Raw genomic sequence first — 25,491 nt, forward strand, 5'->3', positions numbered from 1 at the left:
GACATCGCTGGTGCGTCAGTCATCAATGCTGACGGGGCGGCATGTCACCCGAGAACAGGTCGTCCTCCAGCTCGTCACCCGGGATCGCATGTTCTTCCGAGGCCCAGGCACCCAGGTCGATCAGTTTGCAGCGCTCGGAACAGAACGGCCGACTCGGGCTTTTCACACTCCATTCGACCGGCGCCCCGCAAGTTGGACATTCAACAACCGTAGTACTCATTCCTGACCTCCTCGTAGCGTCAGATAGAAATTATGCAGGCGCTCCACCTCACACCTCAGCCACGCTCGATCACGGTCATTGGTGAGCACATCGTCGGCATGACGCAACCGCTCCTCGCGACTGGCCTGAGCATCGAGAATGGCGCGGATCTGCCCTTCGCTGCTCTGGTCACGCCGAACGGCCCGCTCGATCTGCAGCGCCTCGGGCACATCGACCACCAGCACTCGATCGACCTGCCTGTATTGGCCGGATTCCACCAATAGCGGGGACACCATGATCGCGTAGGGAGAAGTCGCCCGCGCCAGGTGTCCGGCAACTTCCTGGCGAATCAGAGGATGCAGCAAGTCTTCCAGCCATTTGCGCTGCTGCGCATCACGGAAAACCAGCCCGCGCAACACACCACGATCCAGGCTGCCATCCGGCGCCAGGACGCCTTGACCGAAGCGCTCGACGATCGACGCCAGCGCGGGCCGGCCCGGTTCAACGACCCAGCGCGCCGCGTGATCAGCATCGACCCAATGCACCCCAAGCCGGCCGAACTCTTCCACGACAGCGCTTTTGCCGCTACCGATACCACCCGTCAAACCGAGCACCCAAGGCTTCATCACGAATCGTCCAGACCGGAAAACGACGCGCAGTAGTAACGCCTGAAAAGTGAAGATGCAAGTGCAAGGTCCGGCGCCCGGCGCAGGACCGCAAGACGAAGCCTGTGTTCTTCTCCCCGAGACGAAGCTTGAGCACTTCTGTGGGAGCCCCGACCCCGGGGCGAAGCCTGCGCGCTTCTGTGGGAGCCCCGCCCCCCGGGGCGAAGCTTGTGCGCTTCTGTGGGAGCCCGACCCCTGAGCGAAGCTTGCGCGCTTCTGTGGGAGCCCCGCCCCGGGGCGAAGCCTGCGCGCTTCTGTGGGAGCCCCGACCCCGGGGCGAAGCCTGCGCGCTTCTGTGGGAGCCCCGACCCCGGGGCGAAGCCTGCGCGCTTCTGTGGGAGCCCTGACCCCGGGGCGAAGCCTGCGCGCCTCTGGGAGCCCCGACCCCGGGGCGAAGCCTGCGCGCCTGTGGGAGCCCCGACCCCGGGGCGAAGCTTGCGCGCTTCTGTGGGAACCCCGACCCCGGGGCGAAGCCTGCGCGCTTCTGTGGGAGCCCCGACCCCGGAGCGAAGCCTGCGCGCCTGTGGGAGCCCGCCCCCGGGGCGAAGCCTGCGCGCCTGTGGGAGCCCGACCCCTGAGCGAAGCTTGCGCGCTTCTGTGGGAACCCCGACCTCGGGGCGAAGCCTGCGCGCTTCTGTGGGAGCCCCGACCCCGGGGCGAAGCCTGCGCGCCTGTGGGAGCCCGTCCCCGGGGCGAAGCTTGCGCGCTTCTGTGGGAACCCCGCCCCCGGGGCGAAACCTCTGACTACAGCCAACCCCACCCGCGCCGCGCAGGCGCTTCACCCTCAGAATCGAGCAAACTGCAGATAGCTCAAGGTAATCTGCTCGCCCCAGAGCAACGCAATCCACCCGGCAATGGCCAAATAAGGCCCGAAGGGAATTGCCGTGCCGCTGTCCGCCTTCTGCACGCGCAGCAAAATGCTGCCCAGTACCGCGCCGACCACGGACGACAGCAGGATGGTCAGCGGCAGAACCTGCCAGCCGCCCCAGGCACCTAGCATCGCGAGCAACTTGAAGTCGCCATAACCCATGCCTTCCTTGCCCGTCACCAGCTTGAACAACCAGTACACCGACCACAGCGCAAGATAGCCGGCAACTGCGCCCCATACGGCATCGGACAGCGACGCGAACAACCCGAAGCCATTGACGATCAATCCCAACCAAAGCAGCGGCAGCACGATGGCGTCCGGCAACAGCTGATGGTCGACATCGATCATGCTCATCGCCAGCAACCCCCAGGTCAGCAAGAGCATCGCGCCAGCCTGCCACGTGAGGCCGAAATGCCAAGCGACGTACGCAGACAACAACCCGCAGAGCAACTCGACCAGCGGATAGCGTTTACTGATGGGTGCACGACAGGACGAACACTTGCCTCGCAACGCCAACCAGCTCACCAACGGAATATTTTCCCACGCACGAATCTCATGATCGCAATGCGGACAATGCGAATGGGGCAACACCAGATTGAAGGTCGGCGCGGGCTCGGCAGGCATATCGAGACACTCACGGGCCTGCGCTCGCCAATCCCGCTGCATCATGATCGGCAGACGGTGGATGACGACGTTGAGGAAACTGCCGACCAAAAGCCCCAGGACGAAAACACATAAAACAAAGGCCAGCGGGTTGCTGGCCAATAGCTGGTAGATCATCGCGTTATCCAACCACACTGCCGAGCTGGAAGATGGGGAGGTACATCGCAACGATAAGCCCGCCTACCAGCGTGCCCAGCACCACCATGATCATCGGCTCCATGAGCGTCGTCAGGTTGTCGACCATGTTGTCGACCTCGTCCTCATAGAAACCCGCCACCTTATCGAGCATTTCATCCAGCGAACCGGACTCCTCACCGATCGCCGTCATCTGGACCGCCATAGATGGGAACACGCCCGTGGTACGCATGGAGAAGTTCAATTGAACACCGGAGGAAACGTCGTTGCGGATCTTGGCGACCGCGTTGCGAAAGACCACATTACCGGTGGCCCCGGCGACCGAATCCAGCGCATCCACCAGCGGCACGCCTGCCGCAAAGGTGGTCGCCAAGGTGCGCGCATAGCGCGCCACCACCGCCTTGTACAAGATGTCGCCAACGATAGGCATCTTCAGCAAGGCTCGATCAAGCGAGTCACGGAATTTTTCCGATCGTTTGTAACCATGCTTGAACAGGAAGGCCGCAACGAACAGCGACAACCCAACGAGATACCACCATTCCTGCAGCCAGCGCGAGAGCCCGACCACCATCATGGTGAAGGCCGGCAGCTCCGCACCGAAGCCCGCGAACACGCTTTCGAATTGCGGAACCACTTTGATAAGCAGAACAGCCGAGACGATGATCGCGACCACGATGACCGCAATCGGATAGGTCATCGCCTTTTTGATCTTTGCTTTCAACTGCTCGGTTTTTTCCTTGTACGTCGCAACCCTGTCCAGCAATGTCTCAAGCGCACCGGATTGTTCGCCGGATTCCACCAGGTTGCAGTAAAGGTCATCGAAATACTGGGGCTTCTTGCGCAGCGATCCGGCAAAGCTATTACCGGCGGCGACTTCCTGCTTGATCTCGTCTACCAGCTTGCGCATGTTGGGATTGTCGAAGCCCTCGCCGATGATGTCGAACGACTGAAGCAGCGGCACTCCGGCCTTCATCATGGTGGCCATCTGCCGAGTGAACAGCGCGATGTCCATCGGCTTGATCTTCTTGCCAGCGCCAAATAGCGAGACGGCTTTCTTGCGCACCTTGAGCGGATTGATACCTTGCTTGCGCAGCTGCGCCTTGATCAGCGCCGGGCTTTGCCCGGAAAGCTCACCTTTGATCTTGCTGCCCTTACGGTCAGTCCCTTCCCAGGTGAACACACTGGTTTTCAACGCTTTTTCCGCCATGGTTAATCCTTGGTCACGCGATTGACTTCTTCCAGGCTGGTGATGCCATTCATGGCCTTCACCAACCCGGAAATGCGCAGATCATTGAAACCATCTTTGCGCGCCTGGATGGCGATATCGATGGAGTTACCTTCCTCCATGATAAGCCGCTGCAGGGCTGGCGTGATTTTAACCACTTCATAAATACCGACACGGCCTTTGTAACCGCCGTTGCAATTATCACAGCCCACCGGCCCGTAAAGCTGGAAGGTGCCGATGCGGTCTTCGGGAAACCCTTCCTTTAACAGTGCCTCGCGCGGTACCTCGACCTCCTTCTTGCAGCTTGAACACAGCTTCCGAGCCAGGCGCTGGGCAATGATCAGGTTGACCGAGGTCGCGATATTGAAGGCCGGCACGCCCATGTTGCGCAGCCGCGTCAGCGTTTCAGCCGCACTGTTGGTATGCAGTGTCGACATCACCATATGGCCGGTCTGCGCGGCCTTGACCGCAATCTCCGCGGTTTCCAGGTCACGGATCTCGCCCACCATGATGATGTCCGGGTCCTGACGCAGGAACGCACGCAGCGCCTGGGCGAAGTCCATACCCTGCCGAGGGTTGACGTTGACTTGATTAATGCCTTCCAGGTTGATCTCGACCGGATCCTCGGCCGTGGAAATATTTACATCGACAGTATTGAGAATATTCAGACCGGTATAGAGGGAAACCGTCTTACCCGAACCGGTGGGCCCCGTGACGAGAATCATCCCTTGCGGCTGTTTGAGCGCGGTCAAATAGAGTTCTTTCTGGTCCTCCTCGTAACCCAGGGCATCGATGCCCATCTTGGCGCTGGAGGAATCCAGAATACGCATCACGATCTTTTCGCCCCACAGGGTCGGCAGGCTATTGACGCGAAAGTCGATGGATTTGGCCTTGGAGACCTTCATCTTGATCCGCCCATCCTGCGGCTTGCGCCGCTCGGCAATGTCCAAGGCGGCCATTACCTTCAAACGGGCCGAAATCCGGCTGACCAACTGTACGGGCGGCCTCGCCACTTCATGCAGCACGCCATCGGTACGGAAGCGAACGCGGTACGACTTTTCATAAGGCTCGAAATGGAGGTCGGAAGAGCCGCGCTTGATCGCATCCAGCAGCATCTTATTGACGAAGCGAACGACAGGCGCATCGTCCGCCTCGTTATGCTCGCCCTCATCCTTCTCAGCGGCACCGCCGCCCACCTCGATGTCGAGATCGTCTAGATCAGTGTCAGACAGCCCATCCAACGCAGTGCTGGCCGATTCGAACAACTTCTCGATGGCCTCGCCAAGCTTGTCGTCCTCCACCAGAACAGACTCGACCGAGAGCCCGGTATTAAACTGGATGTCACTGATGGCTTGATGATTGGTAGGATCGGAAATGGCTACATACAGCTTGTTGCCGCGTCGCGACAACGGTAGTACACGGTGCTGGCGAACCAACTTTTCGCTGACCAGATCCTTGGGCTGGGCTTCTTTATCTAGCGCACCGAGGTCGAAGTAAGGTACCCCAAACTGCTCGCCTGCGACTTCCGCCACCGCCCGGCTTTTAACCAGCTTGTTCTGCACCAGCCAGGAAACCAGCGGCACCTGATTGCGGAGAGCTTGCTGCTGGGCCTGCAGCGCGACCTTTTCTTCGAGCTGGCCGACCAGCACTAGCTGGCGTGCCAATCCACCGAGGGGAGCGTTTTCGTTCATCGAGCGGCCTATAAAGGCAAAGTGAAGTTCGCGCCCTTATAGCGTGTTTCCCTTCGTGCGCCAAACGCGCCAAAACGAAGTGGCAAAAAGTGTCACTTGATGACTGGAACGGTTAATCACAGCTGACGCCTTACCGTTATCCGCATTAATCAAAGCCGCAACCATCAACTCCCAGCAGCTTTCCTGGTGAGGCGCGCCCCGCGCCGAATGGCAGGCAACCCCTGGCCAACAAAACGCCCCCAAGGACGGGCCTCTCATAAAGCGCCCCCCGCCACCTGCAACACCGCTTCAAACCGCACAACAGAAGAGCACAGCCACCGTTACCACCGCTCTTGCAGGCGCCACGCTCCGCGTCGAAAGCAACCCCTAGCCAATCCCCACCCCACCAAACCCACTGGCGACCGGACCAATAACCCACCCCTCGAAAACCTTGACCCACAACACACTTCAGAAGCCAACCTCAAACACCCCGCCCCGCTTGGCACAGAAGCTGCTCCTGCCTAACCAGGTCCAACGACCTCACCAACAAGGAGCTTTTCAATGAAGTCCATCAAAAAGCAAAAAGGTTTCACCCTGATCGAGCTTATGATCGTAATCGCGATCATTGGCATTCTCGCAGCGATCGCGATTCCTCAGTTCAACGATTACCGCGCAAAAGCAAACGACGCCACTGCCTTAGCAGATGCTAAGAACGGAATCACCGCCATCATCTCGTCGCTTCGCTAATTGAGGTTTCCCATGAAAAAGATTGCTCTTGCACTCATCTGCGTTGTTTCTTCTGGCGCGGCTTCCGCCGTTGAATTTGAAGCATCAAAGAAATTGCTTATGGCTGATTGCCCTAAGCTTTTAAATGAAGATGTCCAGATCAACCTCTCCAACAATGTAGTTGGTGGTGCTGCATGCGGAACCAACGCTCTCGCCCTAGCGACCTGCAGTATCGGTGGACGGACAAGCACCCGTACCGTAGAAAAATTTGACTGTACAGAGGATGCAGACGGCAACGAGACTTGCAACTCGTTCGATCCAAAGCAATATGAACCTGCGCCTGCCGGGGCAACTATGGCGACTGCCTCAACTGCTCAAGGCACTGTGATCCCCGCCTACCCAGGCGTTGACTGCAGCGCTACTGCGGCCCAAACCGCAGCAACGAAACGCGTCGGCAGCTAAGCAGCTTGTAGCTCGGGTGAATTTCCCACAGCTATGCACTGCCTAACGGCAGCGATAACAAAACCCTGCCCTTCGGCAGGGTTTTTTTCCGGGAATCGTATTAGGCAACAGTACGACATCGACGCAAACCCAGCGCGACGACAAGCAAACTTGCCTCTATTTAAATACTTGTCGCATATCGCACTTCCCACTATGCCTTGCCCCATCGGAACGCATTATAATTCCAACCCGCATGTTAACCGCTATAGCCAGATAACCTTCCATGCTGTCATCTGCAAATATCTCAACCGCGTTCCGCCTCGCCTTCCGCGCCCGCTTTGGCTGGCTAGCCGGGGGCTCGCTACTTATAGTGATGCTCGCTGCATTTTTGGCCGCTCAGTTCAGCGGGCGCCAACCCGCTACCGTTGCCATTGATCTCGGCGTTTCGGTTATCCGCTTGCTGCTACCTTTGGTACTGATATTGATGACCCAAGAGCTGCTGTCACGTGAGTTTGATCGCCGCTACTTTCTCAATACGCTGTCTTACCCACATCCACGATACAGGTTGTTGCTGGGCCGCTTTACGGCCGTGACGATGCTGACACTCGGATTATTAATGGTCCTTTCAGGAGCATTGGCGCTGTTGGTCTGGTTGATCGGTAAGGGTTACTCGCAAAGCACGCCGGTTGCGCTTGGCCTTCATTACGTCGTCACCATCGTATTTATTGGCGTCGATCTGCTGGTGCTGACCGCCGCCGCCACCCTGCTTGCGGTGGTTGCGTCCACGCCCAGCTTCGTACTGGTCGGCACATTCGGCTTTATGCTTGTGGCGCGCTCGTTCGGCACCATCGTCGAGCTGCTGACGCGCAATGCAACGGTGGTGTCAGACGGGGAAACCTACCGCTCTGGCATCGGAGCGCTGAGCTATCTATTGCCGGACCTAGGCGCGCTGGACGTGCGGATGGTTACGCTCTATGGCCACATGGACCTGCTGCCAGCCGACTGGCCCTGGCTGGTGCTCTCGAGCCTGGCCTACACAGCCGGTCTGCTCGCCTTGGCGGTATGGGCGCTGCAACGCAAGCGTTTCGCCTGATATGCGCAAGAGCCGCTCCTTATCCTTGGCGCTGGTAAGTTTCGCCCTGTTTGCGGGGTTGGCCGCCTGGCGTGCCCAGCAGCCAGTTGAGGTCACGCCGCAACTTGTTACCGGTCGGGTCGTCATACCCGCCCCTCTGCTGGTACTGCTGAACGGTGGCGACCGCTTCCTCGCCGCCGACCTTGAAACCATGCGCCTCTCAGCTACCGGCATGGATGACCGCGGCGTCGATACTGGCTACTTGATCCGCGCCCAACGCGAAGTTGCCCGCCTAAACCCGTGCCATGAAGACAACTATTACCTGGCCAACGGCCTGCTTACCTGGGGCGGCGCGGTCGAGGAAGGCAACGACGTGCTGCGCGCTGCCGTCGCGTGCCGCTTCTGGGATGAATTCCCGCCCTTTTTCTACGGTATCAATCTGTCGTTTTTCCAACACGATAACGAAGAAGCGGCTCGAATGCTGGAGATCGGTGCAGAGCGCTCCACGCAGAATACCGCGGCCATGCGCAAGTTGGCGGTCATGCTACGCGCCGAGCAGTTCGCCGATGAGCGCCTCGCCCTCAACTACCTGATCCAGCAACGCGACAGCGCTGTCGACCCCAAGCTGCGGGACATGCTCGACAAGCGCGTCATTCGTCTGCAGGGTTTGATTGCGCTACGAGAAGCGCAGCGCCGCTACGAGCAAACACATGGGCCATTGATGGCGCTGGATCAACTGGTCGAGCAACACCTGATCGACAGCCTGCCAACCGACCCCTTGCGCCTCGGCTACGAGCTGCGCGATGGGCACATCGACTTGAAGAAATTGAAGATTGCCGGACTGGAGGAACAGCCTTGAGCGCAGCCGTAGAGTTTAAGGGTGTCAGCCATACCTACCGAGCCAAGGGCAAGCAGGTTCAAGCGGTCCGTGATGTCAGTTTCAGCCTGGCCGAGGGCGAGGTGTTCGGCTTCGTCGGCCCGAACGGCGCGGGCAAGTCCACCACCATCAAGATCCTGCTGGACATCATCAATGACTATCAGGGCCAGGTGACGCTTTACGGCACTGACGCCCGCCGTGCCGAGTCCCGACAGCATTTGGCTTATGTACCTGAGGCACCGGCGCTGTACGACCAGTTCACCCCGCTGGAAATCCTGCGTATGGGCTTGTCCATGTATGGCATCAAACGCAGCGATGCCGACGCATGGTGCATGCAGTGGCTGGAGCGGTTCTCCGTGGACGGCACAGGCAAGCGACGGATGCGCGAACTGTCCAAAGGCAATGCACAACGCGTTGCGCTGGCGCACGCCATGGCTGTCGAGCCGCGAATGCTGATTCTCGATGAACCGCTCTCGGGTCTCGACCCCGTGGGCCGCAAGGATGTGGTTGAGATCCTCAACGACTACAAGAAGCAAGGCGGCGCGATTTTTTTTACCTCTCACGTGCTGCACGACGTGGAGCGGATCGCTGATCGTTTCGGCTTTATCAACAAAGGCAAGCTGGTGACCGTCCGCTCTCCCCGCGAACTGGCTGCGGAGCGGGCAGACTGCTTTATCCTGCGCTATCAGCTCGACAAGCCACTCAACCCTTCGTCCGTCGCACTGCGTCCCGGAGAGTACGAGTGCGAGCTGTCGCAGACGGACTTGCCCGCCGCCATCGCCCACTTGAGCAACAACGGCGGCCACCTGCTGACCATCAAGCCTGCCGTGTCCTTGGAAACCGTCTTCTTCCGCATCCTGGCCGAAGCATCCTGACCACTGTGTTGCCGGTTACCGCGAGCGTCGGATTATGGCTTCGGCCAATCCAACCTACCCGGCCGGCACGGTGCTGCTTTCGTAGGATGGAATCGCCGAAGGCGCTTCCGTCGTTCACCGCGCGTGGTCACATTGATCGGCCAGACACCGCACCCGCACGCACCTCGCGAGCGTCGGATTACGCCTGCGGCCAATCCAACCTACCCGGCCGGCACGGTGCTGCTTTCGTAGGATGGAATCGCCGAAGGCGCTTCCGTCGTTACCGCGTGTGGGCACAGCGATCGGCCAGACACCGCACCTGCATGCGCGCACCCCTCGCGAGCGTCGGATTACGCCTGCGGCCAATCCAACCTACATCGCCTGCGCATCGGTTTGCAGCTTGTCGTTTATCACGAATAGGCCGCACCAACGGCGATTGGTCTCGCCTAAACTTCCAGCAAATGCAACGCCGGAGGCAAGGATGCCCAATTATCGTCGAGCCCTCGCTCCAGGAGCGAGCTGGTTTTTCACCGTCAATCTTTTGCAGCGTCGCGGTAATGATTTGCTGCTCCGCCATATCGATCTGCTCCGAGCGTCGGTCCGGCGTGTGCATCGGCGCCATCCCTTTACCATCGATGCCTGGGTGGTGCTGCCCGAGCATATGCATTGCGTCTGGACACTGCCGCCAGGTGATGCGGACTACTCGCTGCGTTGGCGCTTGATCAAGACGTTCTTCTGCCGCGCCTTGCCTTATGACGAGCACCGGTCGGCGGTGCGCCTGCAGCGAGGCGAGCGTGGTGTCTGGCAACGTCGTTACTGGGAGCACATGATCCGTGACGAACACGACTTCCGCCGGCATGTCGATTACGTCTATGTGAATCCGCTCAAGCATGGCCTGGTTCGGCGCGTACGCGACTGGCCTTATTCGAGCTTTCATCGTGATGTGCGTGCCGGACTTTATCCAGCTGATTGGGCGGGCGATCCGTCGCTTCTCATCCCTGGAGCGGAGCGTGGGTTTCGCGCCCCGTAATCTCCGTCAGATTACGCCTGCGGCCAATCCAACCTACCCGGCCCGGCCCGGCCCGGCCGGCATGGTGCTGCTTTCGTAGGATGGAATCGCCGAAGACGCTTCCGTCGTTCACCGCGCGTCGTCACATTGATCGGCCAGACACCGCACCCGCACGCACCTCGCGACCGTCGGATTACGCCTTCGGCTAATCCAACCTACCCGGCCGGCACGGTGCTGCTTTCGTAGGATGGAATCGCCGAAGGCGCTTCCGTCGTTTACCGCGCGTGGTCACATTGATCGGCCAGACACCGCACCTGCATGCGCGCATCCCTCGCGACCGTCGGATTACGCCTTCGGCTAATCCAACCTACCCGGCACGGCATGGTGCTGCTTTCGTAGAATGGAATCGCCGAAGGCGCTTCCGTCGTTCACCGCGCGTGGTCACATTGATCGGCCAGACACCGCACCTGCATGCGCGCACCCTCGCGAGCGTCGGATTACGCCTGCGGCTAATTCAACCTACCCGGCCGGCACGGTGCTGCTTTCGTAGGATGGAATCGCCGAAGGCGCTTCCGTCGTTACCGCGTGTGGCGCATCGATCGATCAACACCGCACCCGCACGCACCTCGCGAGCGTCGGATTACGCCTGCGGCCAATCCAACCTACCCGGCCCGGCACGGTGCCGCTTTCGTAGGATGGAATCGCCGAAGGCGCTTCCGTCGTTCATCGATCGATCAACACCGCACCCGCACGCACTTCGCGACCGTCGGATTACGCCTGCGGCTAATCCAACCTACCCGGCCGGCACGGTGCTGCTTTCGTAGGATGGAATCGCCGAAGGCGCTTCCGTCGTTACCGGGTGTGGCGCATCGATCGATCAACACCGCACCTGCACGCACTTCGCGACCGTCGGATTACGCCTTCGCCTAATCCAACCTACGTTGTTTGGACGGCAAGTCAGCCCAAACAAAAACGCCCTACATTGGCAGGGCGTTTTCGCATCAACGAACGGCTCGCTTAGATCGCGCCACGCTTGCGCAGCAGCTCGATCACCTGCTTGGCGCCCTCTTCTACCGTCAGCGATTCGGTATCAATCACCAGATCGGCATTGCCCGGCACGTCGTAGGGGAAGGACTCGCCCGGGATATTATCGCCACCGGCTGCGTACAAACCCTGCGGGTCACGTTGCTGGCAGGCCTGCGGGGAAGCCTGGACGTAGACGGTGATGGCCCGATCGGCCCCGATCAGCGCCTTGGCCTGCTCGCGGCCTTCGGCATCCGGCGCGACGAAAGCCGCGAGGGTGATCAGCCCCGCCTCGTTGAACTGGCGCGCCACGTGGGCGGCGCGGCGCCAGTTTTCGGTACGACCCGCACGGTCCTGCGGCAAGCCCTTGTTCAGGTCGTGACGCAGGTTCTGTCCATCCAGCACATAGACCGCGCGCCCCATGTCGAAGAGCTTGCGCTCGACCGCATAGGCTAGCGTGCTCTTGCCAGCGCCAGAAAGACCGGTGAACAAGACGGTCGCCGGCTGCTGGCCGAAGCGCGTCGCGCGCTCTTCGGTGGAAACGTGCGCCAGCGCGCCATGATGGCCAGATGCGCCGTGCGCGACCGGATCAGCGATGATCATGCCGGCGCCGACGGTACCGTTGGTAAGGCGATCAATGATGATGAAGGCGCCAGTGGTGCGATTCTGCACGTAGCCATCGAGCGCGATCGGCGCGTCGAGGCTGACTTTCACGCGGCCGATTTCGTTGAGCTGCAGACTGCTGGCCGGGCCATGCTCCAGGGTGTTTACATCCACGCGGTGGGTGATGCTGGCGATGGAGCCCGGTACGTAGCTGGTGGCCCGCTTGATGTCGTATTTCTTGCCCGGCAGCATCGGCTCTTCGGCCATCCACACCAGCATGGCGTCGAAGCTGTCGGCGATACGCGGCTGGTTGTCGGCATGCACCAGCATGTCGCCACGCGATACGTCGATCTCGTCTTCCAGCGTCAACGTGATCGCCTCGCCTGGCGTGGCCTGCTCCAGCTCGCCATCAAAGGTGACGATGGATTTGACCGTGCTGCGCTTGCCCGACGGCAGCACCACGACTTCGTCCCCCTTACGTACCACGCCGCTGGCGAGCGTGCCGGCAAAGCCGCGGAAGTTGAGGTTGGGGCGGTTGACGTATTGCACCGCGAAGCGCAGGTCATCGAAGTTGCGATCGCCGGCGATCTCGACGCTTTCGAGGATCTCCATCAGCGACTGCCCTTCGTACCAGGGCGCACGCTCGGAGCGGTTGACCACGTTGTCGCCCTTGAGCGCCGACATCGGCACGAAGTGCAAGGACGTCGGTTGCAGCTCGATGCGCTCGGCAAAGGCCAGGTAGTCAGCCTTGATCTTTTCGAACACGGACTGATCAAAGCCCATCAGGTCCATCTTGTTGATGGCGACGACGATGTGCTTGATGCCCAGCAGCGACGTGATGAAGCTGTGGCGCTTGGTCTGCGTCTGCACACCATAGCGTGCATCGACCAGGATGATCGCAAGGTCGCAGGTCGAGGCACCGGTCGCCATGTTGCGCGTGTACTGCTCGTGGCCGGGCGTGTCGGCGATGATGAACTTGCGCTTGGCGGTGGAGAAATAGCGGTAGGCTACATCGATGGTAATGCCTTGCTCGCGCTCGGCCTGCAGCCCGTCGACCAGCAGCGCCAGGTCGACGTCATCGCCCGTGGTGCCGGATTTTTTCGAGTCGCGGGTGATCGCCTCGAGGTGATCTTCGTAGATCATCTTGGAGTCGTGCAGCAAACGCCCGATCAGGGTGCTCTTACCGTCGTCGACATTACCGCAGGTCAGGAAGCGCAGCAGCTCTTTGCGTTCGTGCTGGGCCAGGTACGCGAGGATGTCCTCGCTGATCAAATCAGACTGATGAGACATATGCGTAATCCTTAGAAGTAACCCTGGCGTTTCTTTTCTTCCATCGACCCTGCGGCATCGTGATCGATGACGCGGCCCTGGCGTTCGGAGGTGCGGGTCAGGAGCATCTCCTGGATGATTTCCGGCAAGGTCGTCGCGGTGGATTCAACGGCGCCCGTCAGTGGGTAGCAGCCCAGGGTGCGGAAGCGAACCATGCGCTTCTCGATACGCGCCTTTTCCTCATCACTGAGGTGCTCGAGGATGCGCTCGTCGTCGATCATGATCAGGGTGCCGTTCTTCTCGATGACTTCGCGCTCGGCGGCGAAGTACAGCGGCACGATCGGGATCTGTTCCAGATAGATGTACTGCCAGATATCCAGCTCGGTCCAGTTCGACAGCGGGAAGACGCGGATCGACTCGCCCTTCTTCACGTTGCCGTTGTAGACGTTCCACAGCTCCGGGCGCTGGTTCTTCGGATCCCAGCGGTGCTTGCTGTCGCGGAACGAATACACGCGCTCTTTGGCTCGCGATTTCTCTTCGTCACGCCGCGCACCGCCGAAGGCCGCATCGAAACCGTGCTTGTCGAGCGCCTGCTTGAGGCCCTCGGTCTTCATGATGTCGGTGTGCTTGGCACTGCCATGGGTAAAGGGGTTGATGTTCTGCGCAACGCCGTCCGGATTGATGTGAGTGATCAGATCCAGATCCATTTCGTTGACCATCTTCTCGCGGAAGCGGTACATCTCCTGGAACTTCCAACGGGTATCGACGTGCATCACTGGGAACGGCAGGCGACCGGGAAAGAAGGCCTTGCGGGCCAGGTGCAGCATCACGGCCGAGTCCTTGCCGATGGAATAGAGCATCACCGGGTTGTCGAATTCGGCGGCCACCTCACGGATGATGTGGATGCTTTCCGCCTCCAGCTGTTTCAGATGCGTCAGTTTGTCGACCATGGCTACTCACGAATTTGCAGGTGGACGGCCGGCACGGCCGGAACGAGGCGCAACTTTACCACGGCACAAAATTCTAATCAGGGCGCCTTTTAGATCTAAATGCTCTAGCTTTATGCCGACGCAACAGTGCGCTAGCGTCCTGCTGGACGCCTGCGTCTGCGTTCATCCATTGGCGTCAGGCCGGGTTGGGGCAGTCGATGAAGAGGTGCTCGACGGCGAAGCGCTTCGCCAGGTAGTCGCCGAGTGCTTGGACGCCGTAACGCTCGGTGGCATGGTGGCCGGCCGCAAAGAAACTCAAGCCGTTTTCGCGGGCAATGTGCACGGTGGGCTCCGACACCTCTCCGGTCAGATAGGCATCCACGCCCGCCGCGACAGCCTGATCGATATAGCCCTGGGCGCCACCCGTGCACCAGGCGATACGCCCGATGGGGCCGCGACCTTCGATCATCAGCGGTTCACGCCCGAGCACCGCCTGTACCCGCTGCATGAACTCAGCCGGCGCAAGCGGCGTTTCGAGCGAACCAACGAGACCGACCGAACGCGGGTTGTCAGGCTCCAGCGGCCCCTCGACGAGCAAGCCGAGCCTGCGTGCCAGCTGGACGTTGTTGCCCACCTCGGGGTGCACATCGAGCGGCAGGTGATAAGCGAGCAGACTGATGTCGTTTGCCAGAAGGGTCTTCAGCCGGCGTTGCTTGATACCGACGACACGCGGGTCCTCGTTCTTCCAGAAGTAACCATGATGCACCAGCACTACATCGGCTTTCGCCTCCACCGCAGCATCGAGCAGCGCCTGGCTGGCCGTTACGCCACTGACGATGCGACTGACCTGCGCCTTGCCCTGCACTTGTAATCCGTTCGGGCAGTAATCGGCGATCTTGGCGGTATTCAGATAGCGATCGGCCTCTTGGACCAGGGCACTCAGCGCAACGGCCATGCAAAATATCCTCTACGAGAAAAAACGGTGTCGGGCAATGGCGGGACGACCGATCGCCGCTGTGCCGCGGCCGTCGTTCGGGTGCAGCCGACGGTGTCGCAGATTCCCCACCGGCAAGGCTGCAATTCGTCGCCAGCTTCGTATAATGCCGCCACCTTAAGGGGCGCTATAGCCCTTCGCAACCTATCCGGACTCTCAATCGCGATGATCAATGCCCTGCGTTTCCTTGGCTGGCCGTTGCTCGTGGGCTTGCTGGTGGCCCTGCTGATCATGCAGCGTTACCCACACCTGGTGGGCCTGAGCAGCGAGCCGGAATACCGCCTGCAACAAGCCCCCTTGGTCGGCATACCGCAGCAGGGCCCCTACTCCTACGCCAACGCCGTGAGCAGCGCAGCGCCCGCGGTGGCGAATCTCTACACCACCAAGGTCATCGATAACTCGAGCCAGCCACCAGCGCTCAAGGATGACCCGCTGTTCCGTCGGTTCTATGGCGACAACCTGCCCCGCCAGCGCCGCATGGAGTCGAGCCTGGGCTCAGCGGTGATCATGAGCCCGGAAGGCTATCTGCTGACCAACAACCACGTCACGGCAAACGCCGAGCAGATCGTCGTGGCCTTGCGTGACGGGAGAGAAACCCTCGCCCGGGTTATCGGCAGCGATCCGGAGACCGATCTTGCCGTACTGAAGATCGACCTTGCCGATCTGCCGGCCATTACCATTGGCCGCTCGGATGGCATCCGCATCGGCGACGTGACGCTGGCGATCGGTAATCCGTTCGGCGTAGGCCAGACCGTGACGATGGGCATCATCAGCGCCACAGGCCGCAACCAGCTGGGCCTCAACACCTACGAAGATTTCATCCAGACGGATGCCGCAATCAACCGCGGCAACTCGGGCGGCGCACTCGTCGATACCGCAGGCCATCTGATTGGCATCAACACAGCGATCATCTCCGAGTCGGGCGGCTCACAGGGCATCGGCTTCGCGATTCCGGTCAAGCTGGCCATGGATGTGATGCGATCCATCGTCGAACACGGCCAGGTGATTCGCGGCTGGCTCGGCGTGGAAGTGCAGTCGCTGACGCCGGAACTGGCGGAATCGTTTGGCCAAGCGGGCCGAGGCGGGATTGTCGTCGCCGGCGTCTATCGCGATGGCCCGGCTGAACGTGCCGGCCTGCTGCCGGGCGACCTGATTCTCAGCATCGACGGCAAGCCAGCCAGCGATGGCCGTAGCTCGATGAACCAGGTCGCACGCGTGCAACCTGGCGACAAGATCGATATCGACATCCTGCGTAACGGCAAGCCGCTGACGCTAACCGCCGAGGTCGGCATGCGGCCGCTGGTAGAGAAGACGCCTCAATAACACCTGAGCCCGCCCAGAGCAGTTGCGCTGGTGCGGGCCTTTCGCGTGACATCGCCCAACGCCTCGCCGATAGGCCGTCGCGGCGAAGCCTTTGCTGCACTGAGCGCACAGCGAATTGCGCTTCGCCGTGAGCGGCGCGCCGTTAGCAGAGCCCCTTCAATGCGTCCAGCAATGCCTGGTTTTGTTCCGGTGCCCCGATGGTGATGCGCAGGAACTGATCGATGCGCGGCTGCTTGAAGTGCCGCACGATGATGCCCTGCTCACGCAGGCTGGCTGCCAGGCGCGCAGCATCCTGTTGCCGATGGCGAGCGAAGATGAAGTTCGCGGCCGATGGCAGCACCTCGAAACCCAGCGCCTGCATGGCCGCGACCACCGTTTCGCGACTGGCGATCACCTGGCTGCAGGTCTGCTCGAAGTACTCGCGGTCCTCGAACGCCGCGCTCGCACCTGCGATGGCGATGCGATCCAGCGGGTAGGAGTTGAAGCTGTTCTTGATGCGCTCCAGCGCTTCGATCAGGTCTGGGTGACCTACCGCCAGACCGACCCGCAACCCTGCCAACGAACGCGATTTCGACAGGGTCTGGGTGACCAGCAGATTCGCGTAACGATCCACCAGCGCAATGGCCGAGGTGCCACCGAAATCGATATAGGCTTCATCGACCAGCACGACGGAATCCGGATTGGCCTGCAGCAACCGCTCAATTGCATCCAGCGCCAGCAGGCAACCCGTCGGCGCATTGGGATTGGGGAAGATGATGCCGCCGTTCGGACGGGCATAATCGGCCACGTCGATCTGGAAGCGATCGTCCAATGCGATCGCCTCGTACGTGATGCCATACAAACCGCAATAAACCGGATAAAAGCTGTACGTCACGTCCGGAAACAGCAGTGGCTTGCCATGCTGGAAGAGCCCATGAAAGGCATGGGCAAGGACCTCGTCGGACCCATTGCCGACGAATACCTGCGCTGGCTGCACGCCGTAATAATCGGCGACTGCGCGCTTGAGGCGCTCGCCGTTGGGGTCCGGATACAGCCGTAAACTATCGCCTAGTTCAGCCTGCATCGCCGCGATGGCCCTTGGCGAGGGGCCATAGGGGTTCTCGTTGGTGTTGAGTTTGACCAGTTTGGCCAGCTTCGGCTGCTCTCCCGGCACATAGGGCACCAGGTCCTTGACGAAGGGGCTCCAGAATCTGCTCATCCGCCCTTCTCTCCTCGAATGTGGTCGGTTTGCCGTAGGGTGGAAAACCGCGAAGCGTTTTCCACCACGTGACGTCAGGTGGACAAGGCCTGCGGCCGTTTTCCACCTGACGACTTACTTGATCCGGTACTCGGCACTGCGCGCGTGCGCGGTGAGGGATTCGCCACGGGCCAGCACTGACGCGATCTTGCCCAGTTCGGAGGCACCTTCGGCCGAGCAATTGATGATCGAGGAGCGCTTCTGGAAGTCGTACACCCCCAACGGCGACGAGAAACGTGCCGTGCCGGACGTGGGCAGGACGTGGTTGGGCCCGGCGCAATAGTCGCCCAGTGCCTCGGCGGTGTAGCGCCCCATGAAGATCGCGCCCGCGTGGCGAATGTGCGGCAGCCATTGCTCGGGATCAGCCACGGACAGCTCGAGGTGTTCGGGGGCAATGCGATTGGCGACATCCACAGCCTGCTGCATGTCGGCCACCTGAATCAGCGCGCCGCGACCCTGCAGCGAGGCGCGGGCGATATCGCTGCGCTCGAGGCTAGGCAACAGACGCGCAATGCTCTCGGCCACCCGGTCGAGAAATGCAGCATCGGGGCTGACGAGGATGGACTGAGCGTCTTCGTCGTGCTCGGCCTGGGAGAACAGGTCCATGGCGATCCAGTCGGGGTCGGTCTGGCCGTCGCAAACCACCAGGATTTCCGAAGGGCCGGCGATCATGTCGATCCCAACCTTGCCGAACACGTGGCGCTTGGCCGTGGCGACATAGATATTGCCCGGCCCGACGATCTTGTCCACCGGCGGCACGCTTTCGGTACCGTAGGCAAGCGCGGCGACCGCCTGGGCACCGCCGATGGTGAAGACTCGATCGACACCGGCGATGCAGGCCGCCGCCAACACCAGTTCGTTGACCTCGCCACGCGGCGTGGGGACCACCATGACCACTTCCGGTACGCCGGCGACCTTGGCGGGAATGGCGTTCATCAGAACCGAAGACGGGTACGACGCCTTGCCGCCGGGCACGTAAAGCCCTGCGCGATCGAGCGGTGTGACTTTCTGGCCCAGCACCGTGCCGTCGGCTTCGGTGTAGGTCCATGAGTCCTGCTTCTGGCGCTCGTGATAGACGCGGACCCGCTCCGCCGCGGCCTCCAGCGCCTGGCGCTGAGCGGCGGTGATGCGCTCGAGCGCCAACTCGAGGCGCTCACGCGGCAGGATCAGATCAGCCATGGACGCCACGTCGAGGCCGTCGAATCGCTGTGTCAGCTCGACCAAAGCAGCATCGCCGCGCTGACGCACGGCCTGGATGATTTCCAGTACACGCTGGTTCACCCCGTCATCGGACACGCTTTCCCAGCTCAGCAGATGATCCAGATGTCTCGAGAACTCTGAATCAGCGGCATTGAGTCGGCGAATGTCGATGGGAGTGGTCATAGCGGGCCTCATGAGAGATACGTGCTGGTTTTCGGGCGCCCCTAGATTAACAAGCCAACCGCCCGGGCACCTGAGTATTTGGGCAATGACAGCTAGGCAAACCGGATGCCCGACGAAAGTTAGGCCTGGTGTTCCACGGCGCTTTGCAAGGCGTCGATCAACGATTGGATACGCGCATGCTGCATTTTCATCGAGGCCTTGTTGACCACCAGTCGCGAGCTGATCATGGCGATCAGTTCCTGCGGCTCCAGACCGTTGGCCCGCAACGTGTTACCGGTGTCGACGACGTCGATGATCTTGTCGGCCAGGCCTACCAGAGGCGCCAGTTCCATGGAGCCGTAGAGCTTGATGATATCGACCTGACGACCTTGCTCGGCGTAGTAGCGCTTGGCGACGTTGACGAACTTGGTCGCGACCCGCAGGCGCCCCTTAGGCTCGGGCGCACCCACCTTGCCGGCAGTCATCAGCTTGCAGTTGGCGATTTTCAGGTCCAGCGGCTCATAGAGCCCCTGGCCGCCGTATTCCATCAGCACGTCCTTGCCGGCCACGCCGAGATCGGCGGCGCCATGCTCGACGTAAGTCGGCACGTCAGTGGCACGCACGATCAGCAGGCGGACGTCATCCTGGGTGGTGGGGATGATCAGCTTGCGGCTTTTTTCCGGATTCTCGGTAGGAACGATCCCAGCTGCCGCCAGCAGCGGCAGGGTGTCGTCGAGGATACGGCCTTTGGACAGGGCAATGGTGAGCATGGACGGTTATTCCTTGAAGCCTGTTGTTGGCGACCTTGGCGCAGGCTTGGCGACCAGGCGCCGATCTGGGCTCAGCCGCCGGCGCGACGCAGGCGGCTGTGACGCTTGCCGATGTTAGCCCGGCACGCGGCGGATCTTGGCGCCCAGCAACTGCAGCTTCTCCTCGATGCACTCGTAACCGCGGTCGATGTGATAGATACGGTCGATGAGCGTGTCGCCTTCGGCTACCAGGCCTGCGATCACCAGGCTGGCCGATGCACGGAGGTCGGTCGCCATGACCGGCGCTCCCTTGAGCTTCGGCACGCCGGTGACGATCGCCGTATTGCCTTCGACGAGAATCTGCGAGCCCATGCGATTCATTTCGTAGACGTGCATGAAGCGATTCTCGAACACCGTCTCGATCACCGTACCGGTGCCCTCGGCGACCGCGTTCATGGCAATGAACTGGGCCTGCATGTCCGTCGGGAAAGCCGGGTACGGCGCGGTGCGGACGTTCACCGCTTTGGGGCGATTGCCCTTCATGTCCAGTTCGATCCAGTTGCTACCGGTATCGATATGGGCACCGGCCTCTTCGAGCTTGTGCAACACCGCCTCGAGCAAGGTGGCGTCGGTATCCTTGAGCTTCACCCGACCGCCGGTTGCCGCCGCGGCCACCAGATAGGTGCCCGTCTCGATGCGGTCGGGCATTACGCTGTAGCGACCGCCGCCCAGCCGCTTCACCCCGTCGATGACGATGGTGTCGGTGCCCGCGCCGGAAATCTGCGCGCCCATGGCGTTGAGGAAGTTGGCCAGGTCGACCACCTCCGGCTCGCGCGCGGCGTTTTCCAGCACGCTGCGGCCATTGGCCAGGGCCGCCGCCATCATGATGTTCTCGGTGCCGGTCACGCTGACGATATCGAAGAAGAAGTGCGCTCCGCGCAAGCCCCCTGCCGGCGCGCGCGCCTTGATATAGCCTCCCTCGACATCGATCTGCGCGCCCATCGCCTCGAGCCCGCGAATATGCAGGTCGACCGGACGCGAACCGATGGCGCAGCCACCCGGCAACGCAACCTCGGCTTCGCCGAAACGCGCCACCATCGGCCCGAGCACCAGGATCGAAGCGCGCATGGTCTTGACCAGCTCATACGGCGCGACCAGGGTCTGGATACTGCTGGCGTCGACTTCGACACTGAGTTTTTCATCGATGACCGGCTGCACCCCCATGCGACCGAACAGCTCGATCATGGTGGTAATGTCGTGCAGGTGCGGCAGGTTGCAGACGGTAACCGGTGTATCGGCCAGCAGCGTCGCAGCCAGAATAGGCAGAGCCGAGTTCTTGGCACCGGAAATGCGAATCTCGCCGTTGAGGCGAGCACCGCCGGTGATGATCAATTTATCCATGAATGTTCCCGTAACCTGCAGGCTCGAAGCACTGGCGAAGAGGTGCCATGCACGCGGTCAGGCCGCGCACCGGCTGAAAGATATCTGCCGCGACCGGCGATCAGCTTCGCGCAAGCCAGTCGGCCCGGCTGAAGAACTTCATCGTCACGGCGTGGATGCTGCCATCGGCGATCCATGGGTTCAGATGAGCATAGATCTGCTGCTGACGTTTGACCGGACTCAACCCGGCCAGCTCATCGCTGATCACGTTCAACTGGAAGTTGCAGCCTTCGCCTTCGACTTCCACCTGGGCACCCGGAAGTTTCTCTTCCAGGAAATTCTTAACTTCTACGGCCTGCATGTTCAACCTCGATCGGCGCCGGACGCGCGCGGCCGGCCATCATACAAAAAAGCCCAGAGGCTGCGAACCCCGAACCCGCCCCGCCTGACGAACACCTCAATCGAGGACTTCGGCATCGCTATCGCGACGCGGCAGGTGCCGACCAGGAGCCGAAACGGCAGGGAAACGAGACGAAGCGAAGCGCACCACCAGGATGGCCAGCGCCAGCAACAGGATCGCTCCGGAAATATAGACGATGCCCATGTCCGGAGCGTGATGGTGCGAAACGTCGGAAATCAGCAGCCGGGTCAGCGCGGTGATCGCCACGTAGATCAGGAAGCGCACCGGCATGTGGTTGGTCTTGAAGTAGATGCCGACCATGGCACCGAGCTCGAGATAGATGAACAGCAACAGGATGTCATCGACGCTGATGCTGCCCTTGCCGAGCATGTCAAGAAAGGTCAGCAGCCCGGCCCATGCGGTGATGGCGCCAATGGCAAACAGCGACAGGTAGTGAAACGTCTCGACCAACAGATTACCCAGCGATTCCGCCAGCAGATGAACCTTGGCTCGCGTCGATTCAGCCCATCGCAGCAACATCAGACAGCTCCTTGTGTTTCGTCCGTCAATGCGAGGACGTCCAGCAGGCCGGACACCCGGGCGATTTCTCGCATGTCCCCGGGCATCCCGACAATAAGCACCTCACGACCCGCCGCCAGGGCATCACGGGTAAAGGCCAGCAACAATGAAAGCCCGACGCTGCTGGACTTCACCACGGCGCTGCAATCGATCACGACTCGCGCAGCATCGTCCTTGCGAATCAGCTCCTGGCCGGCACGACGCAGGGTCGGTCCGGTTTGGTAGTCGAGCACGCCCGAAAGCCGCAATTCACCGCCGGCACCGCGCTGGACAGACGCCTCACTCATCGCCCGCCGCCTGCTGGCCCGCCTCGGTATCCTTGGCCCGCGCGACCACTTCGGCCCAGCCGTCGATGGTCTTGTCCAGGTCACCGCCATTCTTCTGCATGGCGTCAGCGAACTGGTCGCGGAACAGCTTGCCGATGTTGATGCCATTGATGATCACGTTGCGCACCCGCCACTCACCGGCCTGATTGACCATCGTGTAGGACACCGGATAGATCTCACCCTGGCGGCCAGTCACTTCCATGCCGACGCTGGTGCGCTCGGCGTCCTGCTTGCCACTGGCCGGCAATACGCGGATCTGCTGGTTGTTGTATTCCAGCAAGGCATTGCCGTAGAACTGCATGAGGCTGCGCTTGAAGTTTTCCTGAAAGCGCGTCATCTGCTGAGGGCTGGCCTTACGCGAATACTTGACCGTCATGATGCTGCGCGAGATCCCCTCGGCGTCCACCACCGGACCGAGAATATCGTTGAGCGAATCGTAAAAGGCGTTCGGGTCCTGCCGATACTGCTCCTTGTTAGCCTTGAGGTCGGCGAGCAGCTCGTCAGTGGTCTTCTGAATCACTTCATGGGCGCTTGGCGCCGCTACGGCCAGCATGGGCAAGGCAGCCAGCAGCACCAGCAGGCCGCGACGCAGAACAGTCATCATGTGGATAGTCCTCATTCTTTATTGACCGAATTGAGCAGGAACTTGCCGATCAGCTCCTCCAGCACCAGCGACGACTGAGTGTCGCGAATCGTATCGCCGTCGCCCAGGGTTTCCTCTTCGCCGCCCACGCTGATGCCGACGTATTTCTCGCCGAGCAGGCCAGCCGTCAGAATCGACGCGGTGGAGTCGACCGGCAGGATGTCGATGTCCTTCTGGATTTCCAGCGTGACGCGTCCGGTGTAGCTCTCGCGGTCCAGATCGATTGCTGTCACCTTACCGATGGTCACACCCGCCATCGTCACTTTGGATCGGACACTCAATCCGGCGATATTGTCGAAATAGGCGTACAGCTTGTAGGTATCGCTGCTATCGACGTTCAGCCCACTGACCCGTAGCGACAACAGCAGCAGCGCCAGAAGGCCCGCCAGGAGGAATAGGCCAACACCGATTTCAAGGGTGCGGATACGCATCAAAAATCTCCAAACATCAAGGCGGTCAGAATAAAGTCGAGACCGAGTACCGCCAGCGAGGCGTACACCACGGTCCGCGTGGTCGCGCGGCTGATTCCTTCGGATGTCGGCTCGCAATCGTAGCCCTGGAACACTGCGATCCAGGTGACCACGAGCGCAAACACCAGGCTCTTGATGACACCGTTGAGCACATCCGAGGTGAAGGTAACGCTGTTTTGCATGTTGGCCCAGAACGAGCCCTCATAGACGCCCAGCCAATCCACCGCCACCATCGCGCCGCCCCAGATGCCGACCACGTTGAAGATCACGGTCAGCAACGGCAGGGATATGAAGCCCGCCCAGAGACGTGGCGCGATGATGTATTTCAGTGGATCGACACCGATCATCTCCAGGCTGGACAACTGCTCGGTGGATTTCATGTTGCCAATTTCGGCTGCCAGCGCAGACCCGGCCCGCCCAGCAAACAGCAACGCGGTAACCACAGGCCCGAGTTCACGCAACAGCGTCAGGGCGACCATTTGCCCCACCGCCTGCTCCGAGCCGTAGCTGCTGAGAATGCTGTAGCCCTGCAGTGCCAACACCATGCCGATAAAAATACCGGAGACCACCACGATCGCCAGCGACAGCACGCCGACCGAGTAGAGCTGGCGCACCAACAGCGCGAAACGATTGCTCAGCCCGCTGGGGCCGAACAGCGCATGGAAAAGGAACAGGGTCGCACGTCCCTGCGCCGCGACCACGTTGATTCCGGCCTCACCAAGCATCCGGATTCGCTCGATCAATGAACGCTTACGCATCGGGACCTCGCAGCAGATCCTCGGCGTAGGCCGGTGCGGGGAAATGGAAAGGCACCGGACCATCCGCCGCACCCTTCATGAACTGCTGGATGCGCGGATTGCTCGATTCACGCAGCTCGGCCGGCGTGCCCTGCCCGAGCACCTGCCCATCGCCGACCACATAGATGTAATCGGCGATGCTCGCGGTTTCCGCCAGATCGTGAGAGACCACGATACTGGTGATCCCCAGGGCATCGTTGAGCAAACGGATCAATTGCACCAGCACCCCCATCGCGATCGGGTCCTGCCCGGCAAAGGGCTCGTCGTACATGAGAATCTGCGGATCGAGCGCAATCGCTCGCGCCAGCGCCACGCGACGCTTCATGCCGCCGGACAGCTCATCGGGCATCAGCTCGACGGCGCCGCGCAACCCCACCGCCTGCAGCTTCATCAGGACGATGTCGCGGATCATCTCTTCCGGCAGCTTGGTATGCACCCTGAGCGGAAACGCGACGTTTTCGAAGACATCCAGGTCGGTGAACAAGGCGCCACTCTGGAACAGCACGCCCATCTGCTTGCGCATATCGAACAGCTCGCGGCGCGACAGTGTCGGCAGATTGGTGCCAGCCACCCACACCTCGCCGCGATCAGGCCTCAGCTGAGCGGCGATCAACCGCAACAGCGTGGTCTTACCGCAGCCGGATGGGCCCATGATGGCCGTCACCTTGCCTCGCGGTATGACGATATCGATGTTGTTGAAAATGCTCCGCTCCCCGCGCATGAAGGTGACGCCCTTCAGCTCGACGGCGTTAGCGTTAGCGGCGCTCATCGGTTCTCCTTGGATACAGCCTGCGAATCAGACGCCCTCCGAACGCGCGGAGGTACTTCGCAGAGCCGTTTTGGCGGCGCGAACTATAGCACCGCGCAGAAGGCCTCCCAAGCAACCGCCTGTATCGAGGCATGAGCGAGCGCACATTTGTTCAGCTTCGGTTCAGTTCCGGCATCGATGATTGGGTCGAACGCTTTTTCGGTGAGCCCTATCGGGTTTGCCGTTATAATCCCG

At 61.0% G+C, this 25,491-nt stretch carries 26 protein-coding genes; 7 read left to right on the plus strand and 19 right to left on the minus strand.

Going from position 1 to position 25,491, the window contains the following annotated elements; all coding sequences use genetic code 11:
* Positions 1-22 precede the first annotated feature (22 nt).
* The 5 genes from yacG to pilB all read right to left on the minus strand — a co-directional run bounded on the left by yacG (position 23) and on the right by pilB (position 5,446).
* On the minus strand, positions 23-220 hold the full coding sequence (gene yacG / locus KVO92_RS08575) for a DNA gyrase inhibitor YacG (RefSeq protein ID WP_102846950.1): 198 nt from the start codon (positions 218-220) through the stop codon (positions 23-25).
* Positions 217-825, minus strand: a complete 609-nt coding sequence (gene coaE, locus KVO92_RS08580) for a dephospho-CoA kinase (protein WP_217475454.1) — start codon at positions 823-825, stop codon at positions 217-219. The genes yacG and coaE overlap by 4 nt, the downstream gene beginning before the upstream one ends.
* 823 nt (positions 826-1,648) lie before the next feature.
* On the minus strand, positions 1,649-2,512 hold the full coding sequence (locus tag KVO92_RS08585; RefSeq protein ID WP_217475161.1) for a prepilin peptidase: 864 nt from the start codon (positions 2,510-2,512) through the stop codon (positions 1,649-1,651).
* 4 nt (positions 2,513-2,516) lie between these two features.
* Positions 2,517-3,737, minus strand: coding sequence for a type II secretion system F family protein (locus tag KVO92_RS08590; RefSeq protein ID WP_217475162.1), 1,221 nt, complete (start codon positions 3,735-3,737; stop codon positions 2,517-2,519).
* Positions 3,738-3,739: 2 nt separating this feature from the next.
* Positions 3,740-5,446 carry a type IV-A pilus assembly ATPase PilB gene (gene pilB / locus KVO92_RS08595; protein ID WP_217475163.1) on the minus strand — a complete coding sequence of 569 codons (1,707 nt, stop codon included), beginning with the start codon at positions 5,444-5,446 and terminating at the stop codon, positions 3,740-3,742.
* 540 nt (positions 5,447-5,986) lie between these two features.
* Here pilB and KVO92_RS22775 point away from each other — a divergent pair.
* The 6 genes from KVO92_RS22775 to KVO92_RS08625 all read left to right on the plus strand — a co-directional run bounded on the left by KVO92_RS22775 (position 5,987) and on the right by KVO92_RS08625 (position 10,425).
* On the plus strand, positions 5,987-6,172 hold the full coding sequence (locus KVO92_RS22775) for a prepilin-type N-terminal cleavage/methylation domain-containing protein (protein ID WP_217475164.1): 186 nt from the start codon (positions 5,987-5,989) through the stop codon (positions 6,170-6,172).
* A 12-nt stretch (positions 6,173-6,184) separates the two neighbouring features.
* Positions 6,185-6,613 (plus strand): hypothetical protein, encoded by a 429-nt coding sequence (locus KVO92_RS08605; protein WP_217475165.1) that lies wholly within the window; start codon positions 6,185-6,187, stop codon positions 6,611-6,613.
* Positions 6,614-6,875: 262 nt separating this feature from the next.
* The gene (locus KVO92_RS08610) at positions 6,876-7,685 is read left to right on the plus strand and encodes an ABC transporter permease (protein ID WP_336512614.1); all 810 of its coding nucleotides are present in this window, start codon (positions 6,876-6,878) and stop codon (positions 7,683-7,685) included.
* A 25-nt stretch (positions 7,686-7,710) separates the two neighbouring features.
* The gene (locus tag KVO92_RS08615) at positions 7,711-8,523 is read left to right on the plus strand and encodes a hypothetical protein (RefSeq protein ID WP_254621313.1); all 813 of its coding nucleotides are present in this window, start codon (positions 7,711-7,713) and stop codon (positions 8,521-8,523) included.
* Positions 8,520-9,416, plus strand: coding sequence for an ABC transporter ATP-binding protein (locus KVO92_RS08620; protein WP_217475168.1), 897 nt, complete (start codon positions 8,520-8,522; stop codon positions 9,414-9,416). Before KVO92_RS08615 ends, KVO92_RS08620 begins: the two co-directional genes overlap by 4 nt.
* 460 nt (positions 9,417-9,876) lie before the next feature.
* Entirely contained in the window at positions 9,877-10,425 is a 549-nt protein-coding gene (locus KVO92_RS08625; RefSeq protein WP_217475169.1) for an REP-associated tyrosine transposase, read from the plus strand.
* A gap of 996 nt (positions 10,426-11,421) precedes the next feature.
* On the opposite strand, the gene cysN is transcribed toward KVO92_RS08625, so the two are convergent.
* The 3 genes from cysN to KVO92_RS08640 all read right to left on the minus strand — a co-directional run bounded on the left by cysN (position 11,422) and on the right by KVO92_RS08640 (position 15,183).
* Entirely contained in the window at positions 11,422-13,320 is a 1,899-nt protein-coding gene (gene cysN / locus KVO92_RS08630; protein WP_217475170.1) for a sulfate adenylyltransferase subunit CysN, read from the minus strand.
* A gap of 11 nt (positions 13,321-13,331) precedes the next feature.
* A complete protein-coding gene (gene cysD, locus KVO92_RS08635; protein ID WP_217475171.1) occupies positions 13,332-14,249 on the minus strand; it encodes a sulfate adenylyltransferase subunit CysD in 918 nt (305 codons plus the stop codon).
* A 175-nt stretch (positions 14,250-14,424) separates the two neighbouring features.
* Positions 14,425-15,183 carry a Nif3-like dinuclear metal center hexameric protein gene (locus tag KVO92_RS08640; protein WP_217475172.1) on the minus strand — a complete coding sequence of 253 codons (759 nt, stop codon included), beginning with the start codon at positions 15,181-15,183 and terminating at the stop codon, positions 14,425-14,427.
* 204 nt (positions 15,184-15,387) lie between these two features.
* Between KVO92_RS08640 and algW the strand changes: the two genes are divergently transcribed.
* Positions 15,388-16,545: a Do family serine endopeptidase AlgW gene (gene algW / locus KVO92_RS08645; RefSeq protein ID WP_217475173.1), complete on the plus strand. Its 1,158-nt coding sequence runs from the start codon at positions 15,388-15,390 to the stop codon at positions 16,543-16,545.
* Between the two features lie 142 nt (positions 16,546-16,687).
* On the opposite strand, the gene hisC is transcribed toward algW, so the two are convergent.
* The 11 genes from hisC to KVO92_RS08700 all read right to left on the minus strand — a co-directional run bounded on the left by hisC (position 16,688) and on the right by KVO92_RS08700 (position 25,257).
* Positions 16,688-17,743 carry a histidinol-phosphate transaminase gene (hisC, locus tag KVO92_RS08650; protein WP_217475174.1) on the minus strand — a complete coding sequence of 352 codons (1,056 nt, stop codon included), beginning with the start codon at positions 17,741-17,743 and terminating at the stop codon, positions 16,688-16,690.
* Positions 17,744-17,857: 114 nt separating this feature from the next.
* A complete protein-coding gene (hisD, locus tag KVO92_RS08655; protein WP_217475175.1) occupies positions 17,858-19,165 on the minus strand; it encodes a histidinol dehydrogenase in 1,308 nt (435 codons plus the stop codon).
* Between the two features lie 119 nt (positions 19,166-19,284).
* Entirely contained in the window at positions 19,285-19,914 is a 630-nt protein-coding gene (gene hisG / locus KVO92_RS08660) for an ATP phosphoribosyltransferase (RefSeq protein ID WP_217475176.1), read from the minus strand.
* A gap of 114 nt (positions 19,915-20,028) precedes the next feature.
* On the minus strand, positions 20,029-21,294 hold the full coding sequence (gene murA / locus KVO92_RS08665) for a UDP-N-acetylglucosamine 1-carboxyvinyltransferase (RefSeq protein WP_217475177.1): 1,266 nt from the start codon (positions 21,292-21,294) through the stop codon (positions 20,029-20,031).
* A 100-nt stretch (positions 21,295-21,394) separates the two neighbouring features.
* Positions 21,395-21,634 carry a BolA family protein gene (locus tag KVO92_RS08670; protein WP_217475178.1) on the minus strand — a complete coding sequence of 80 codons (240 nt, stop codon included), beginning with the start codon at positions 21,632-21,634 and terminating at the stop codon, positions 21,395-21,397.
* Positions 21,635-21,730: 96 nt separating this feature from the next.
* The gene (locus KVO92_RS08675) at positions 21,731-22,213 is read right to left on the minus strand and encodes a phosphate-starvation-inducible protein PsiE (protein ID WP_217475179.1); all 483 of its coding nucleotides are present in this window, start codon (positions 22,211-22,213) and stop codon (positions 21,731-21,733) included.
* Positions 22,213-22,539, minus strand: coding sequence for an STAS domain-containing protein (locus KVO92_RS08680; RefSeq protein WP_217475180.1), 327 nt, complete (start codon positions 22,537-22,539; stop codon positions 22,213-22,215). Before KVO92_RS08680 ends, KVO92_RS08675 begins: the two co-directional genes overlap by 1 nt.
* The gene (locus tag KVO92_RS08685) at positions 22,532-23,182 is read right to left on the minus strand and encodes an MlaC/ttg2D family ABC transporter substrate-binding protein (RefSeq protein ID WP_217475181.1); all 651 of its coding nucleotides are present in this window, start codon (positions 23,180-23,182) and stop codon (positions 22,532-22,534) included. Before KVO92_RS08685 ends, KVO92_RS08680 begins: the two co-directional genes overlap by 8 nt.
* 11 nt (positions 23,183-23,193) lie before the next feature.
* Complete coding sequence (gene mlaD / locus KVO92_RS08690) at positions 23,194-23,652, minus strand: outer membrane lipid asymmetry maintenance protein MlaD (RefSeq protein ID WP_217475182.1); 459 nt, start codon at positions 23,650-23,652, stop codon at positions 23,194-23,196.
* On the minus strand, positions 23,652-24,449 hold the full coding sequence (gene mlaE / locus KVO92_RS08695) for a lipid asymmetry maintenance ABC transporter permease subunit MlaE (protein WP_217475183.1): 798 nt from the start codon (positions 24,447-24,449) through the stop codon (positions 23,652-23,654). The genes mlaD and mlaE overlap by 1 nt, the downstream gene beginning before the upstream one ends.
* Positions 24,442-25,257: an ATP-binding cassette domain-containing protein gene (locus KVO92_RS08700; RefSeq protein ID WP_217475184.1), complete on the minus strand. Its 816-nt coding sequence runs from the start codon at positions 25,255-25,257 to the stop codon at positions 24,442-24,444. The genes mlaE and KVO92_RS08700 overlap by 8 nt, the downstream gene beginning before the upstream one ends.
* Positions 25,258-25,491: the final 234 nt, after the last annotated feature.

Origin of the sequence: Stutzerimonas stutzeri (genome assembly GCF_019090095.1) — a bacterium.
Lineage (GTDB): Bacteria > Pseudomonadota > Gammaproteobacteria > Pseudomonadales > Pseudomonadaceae > Stutzerimonas > Stutzerimonas stutzeri_AN.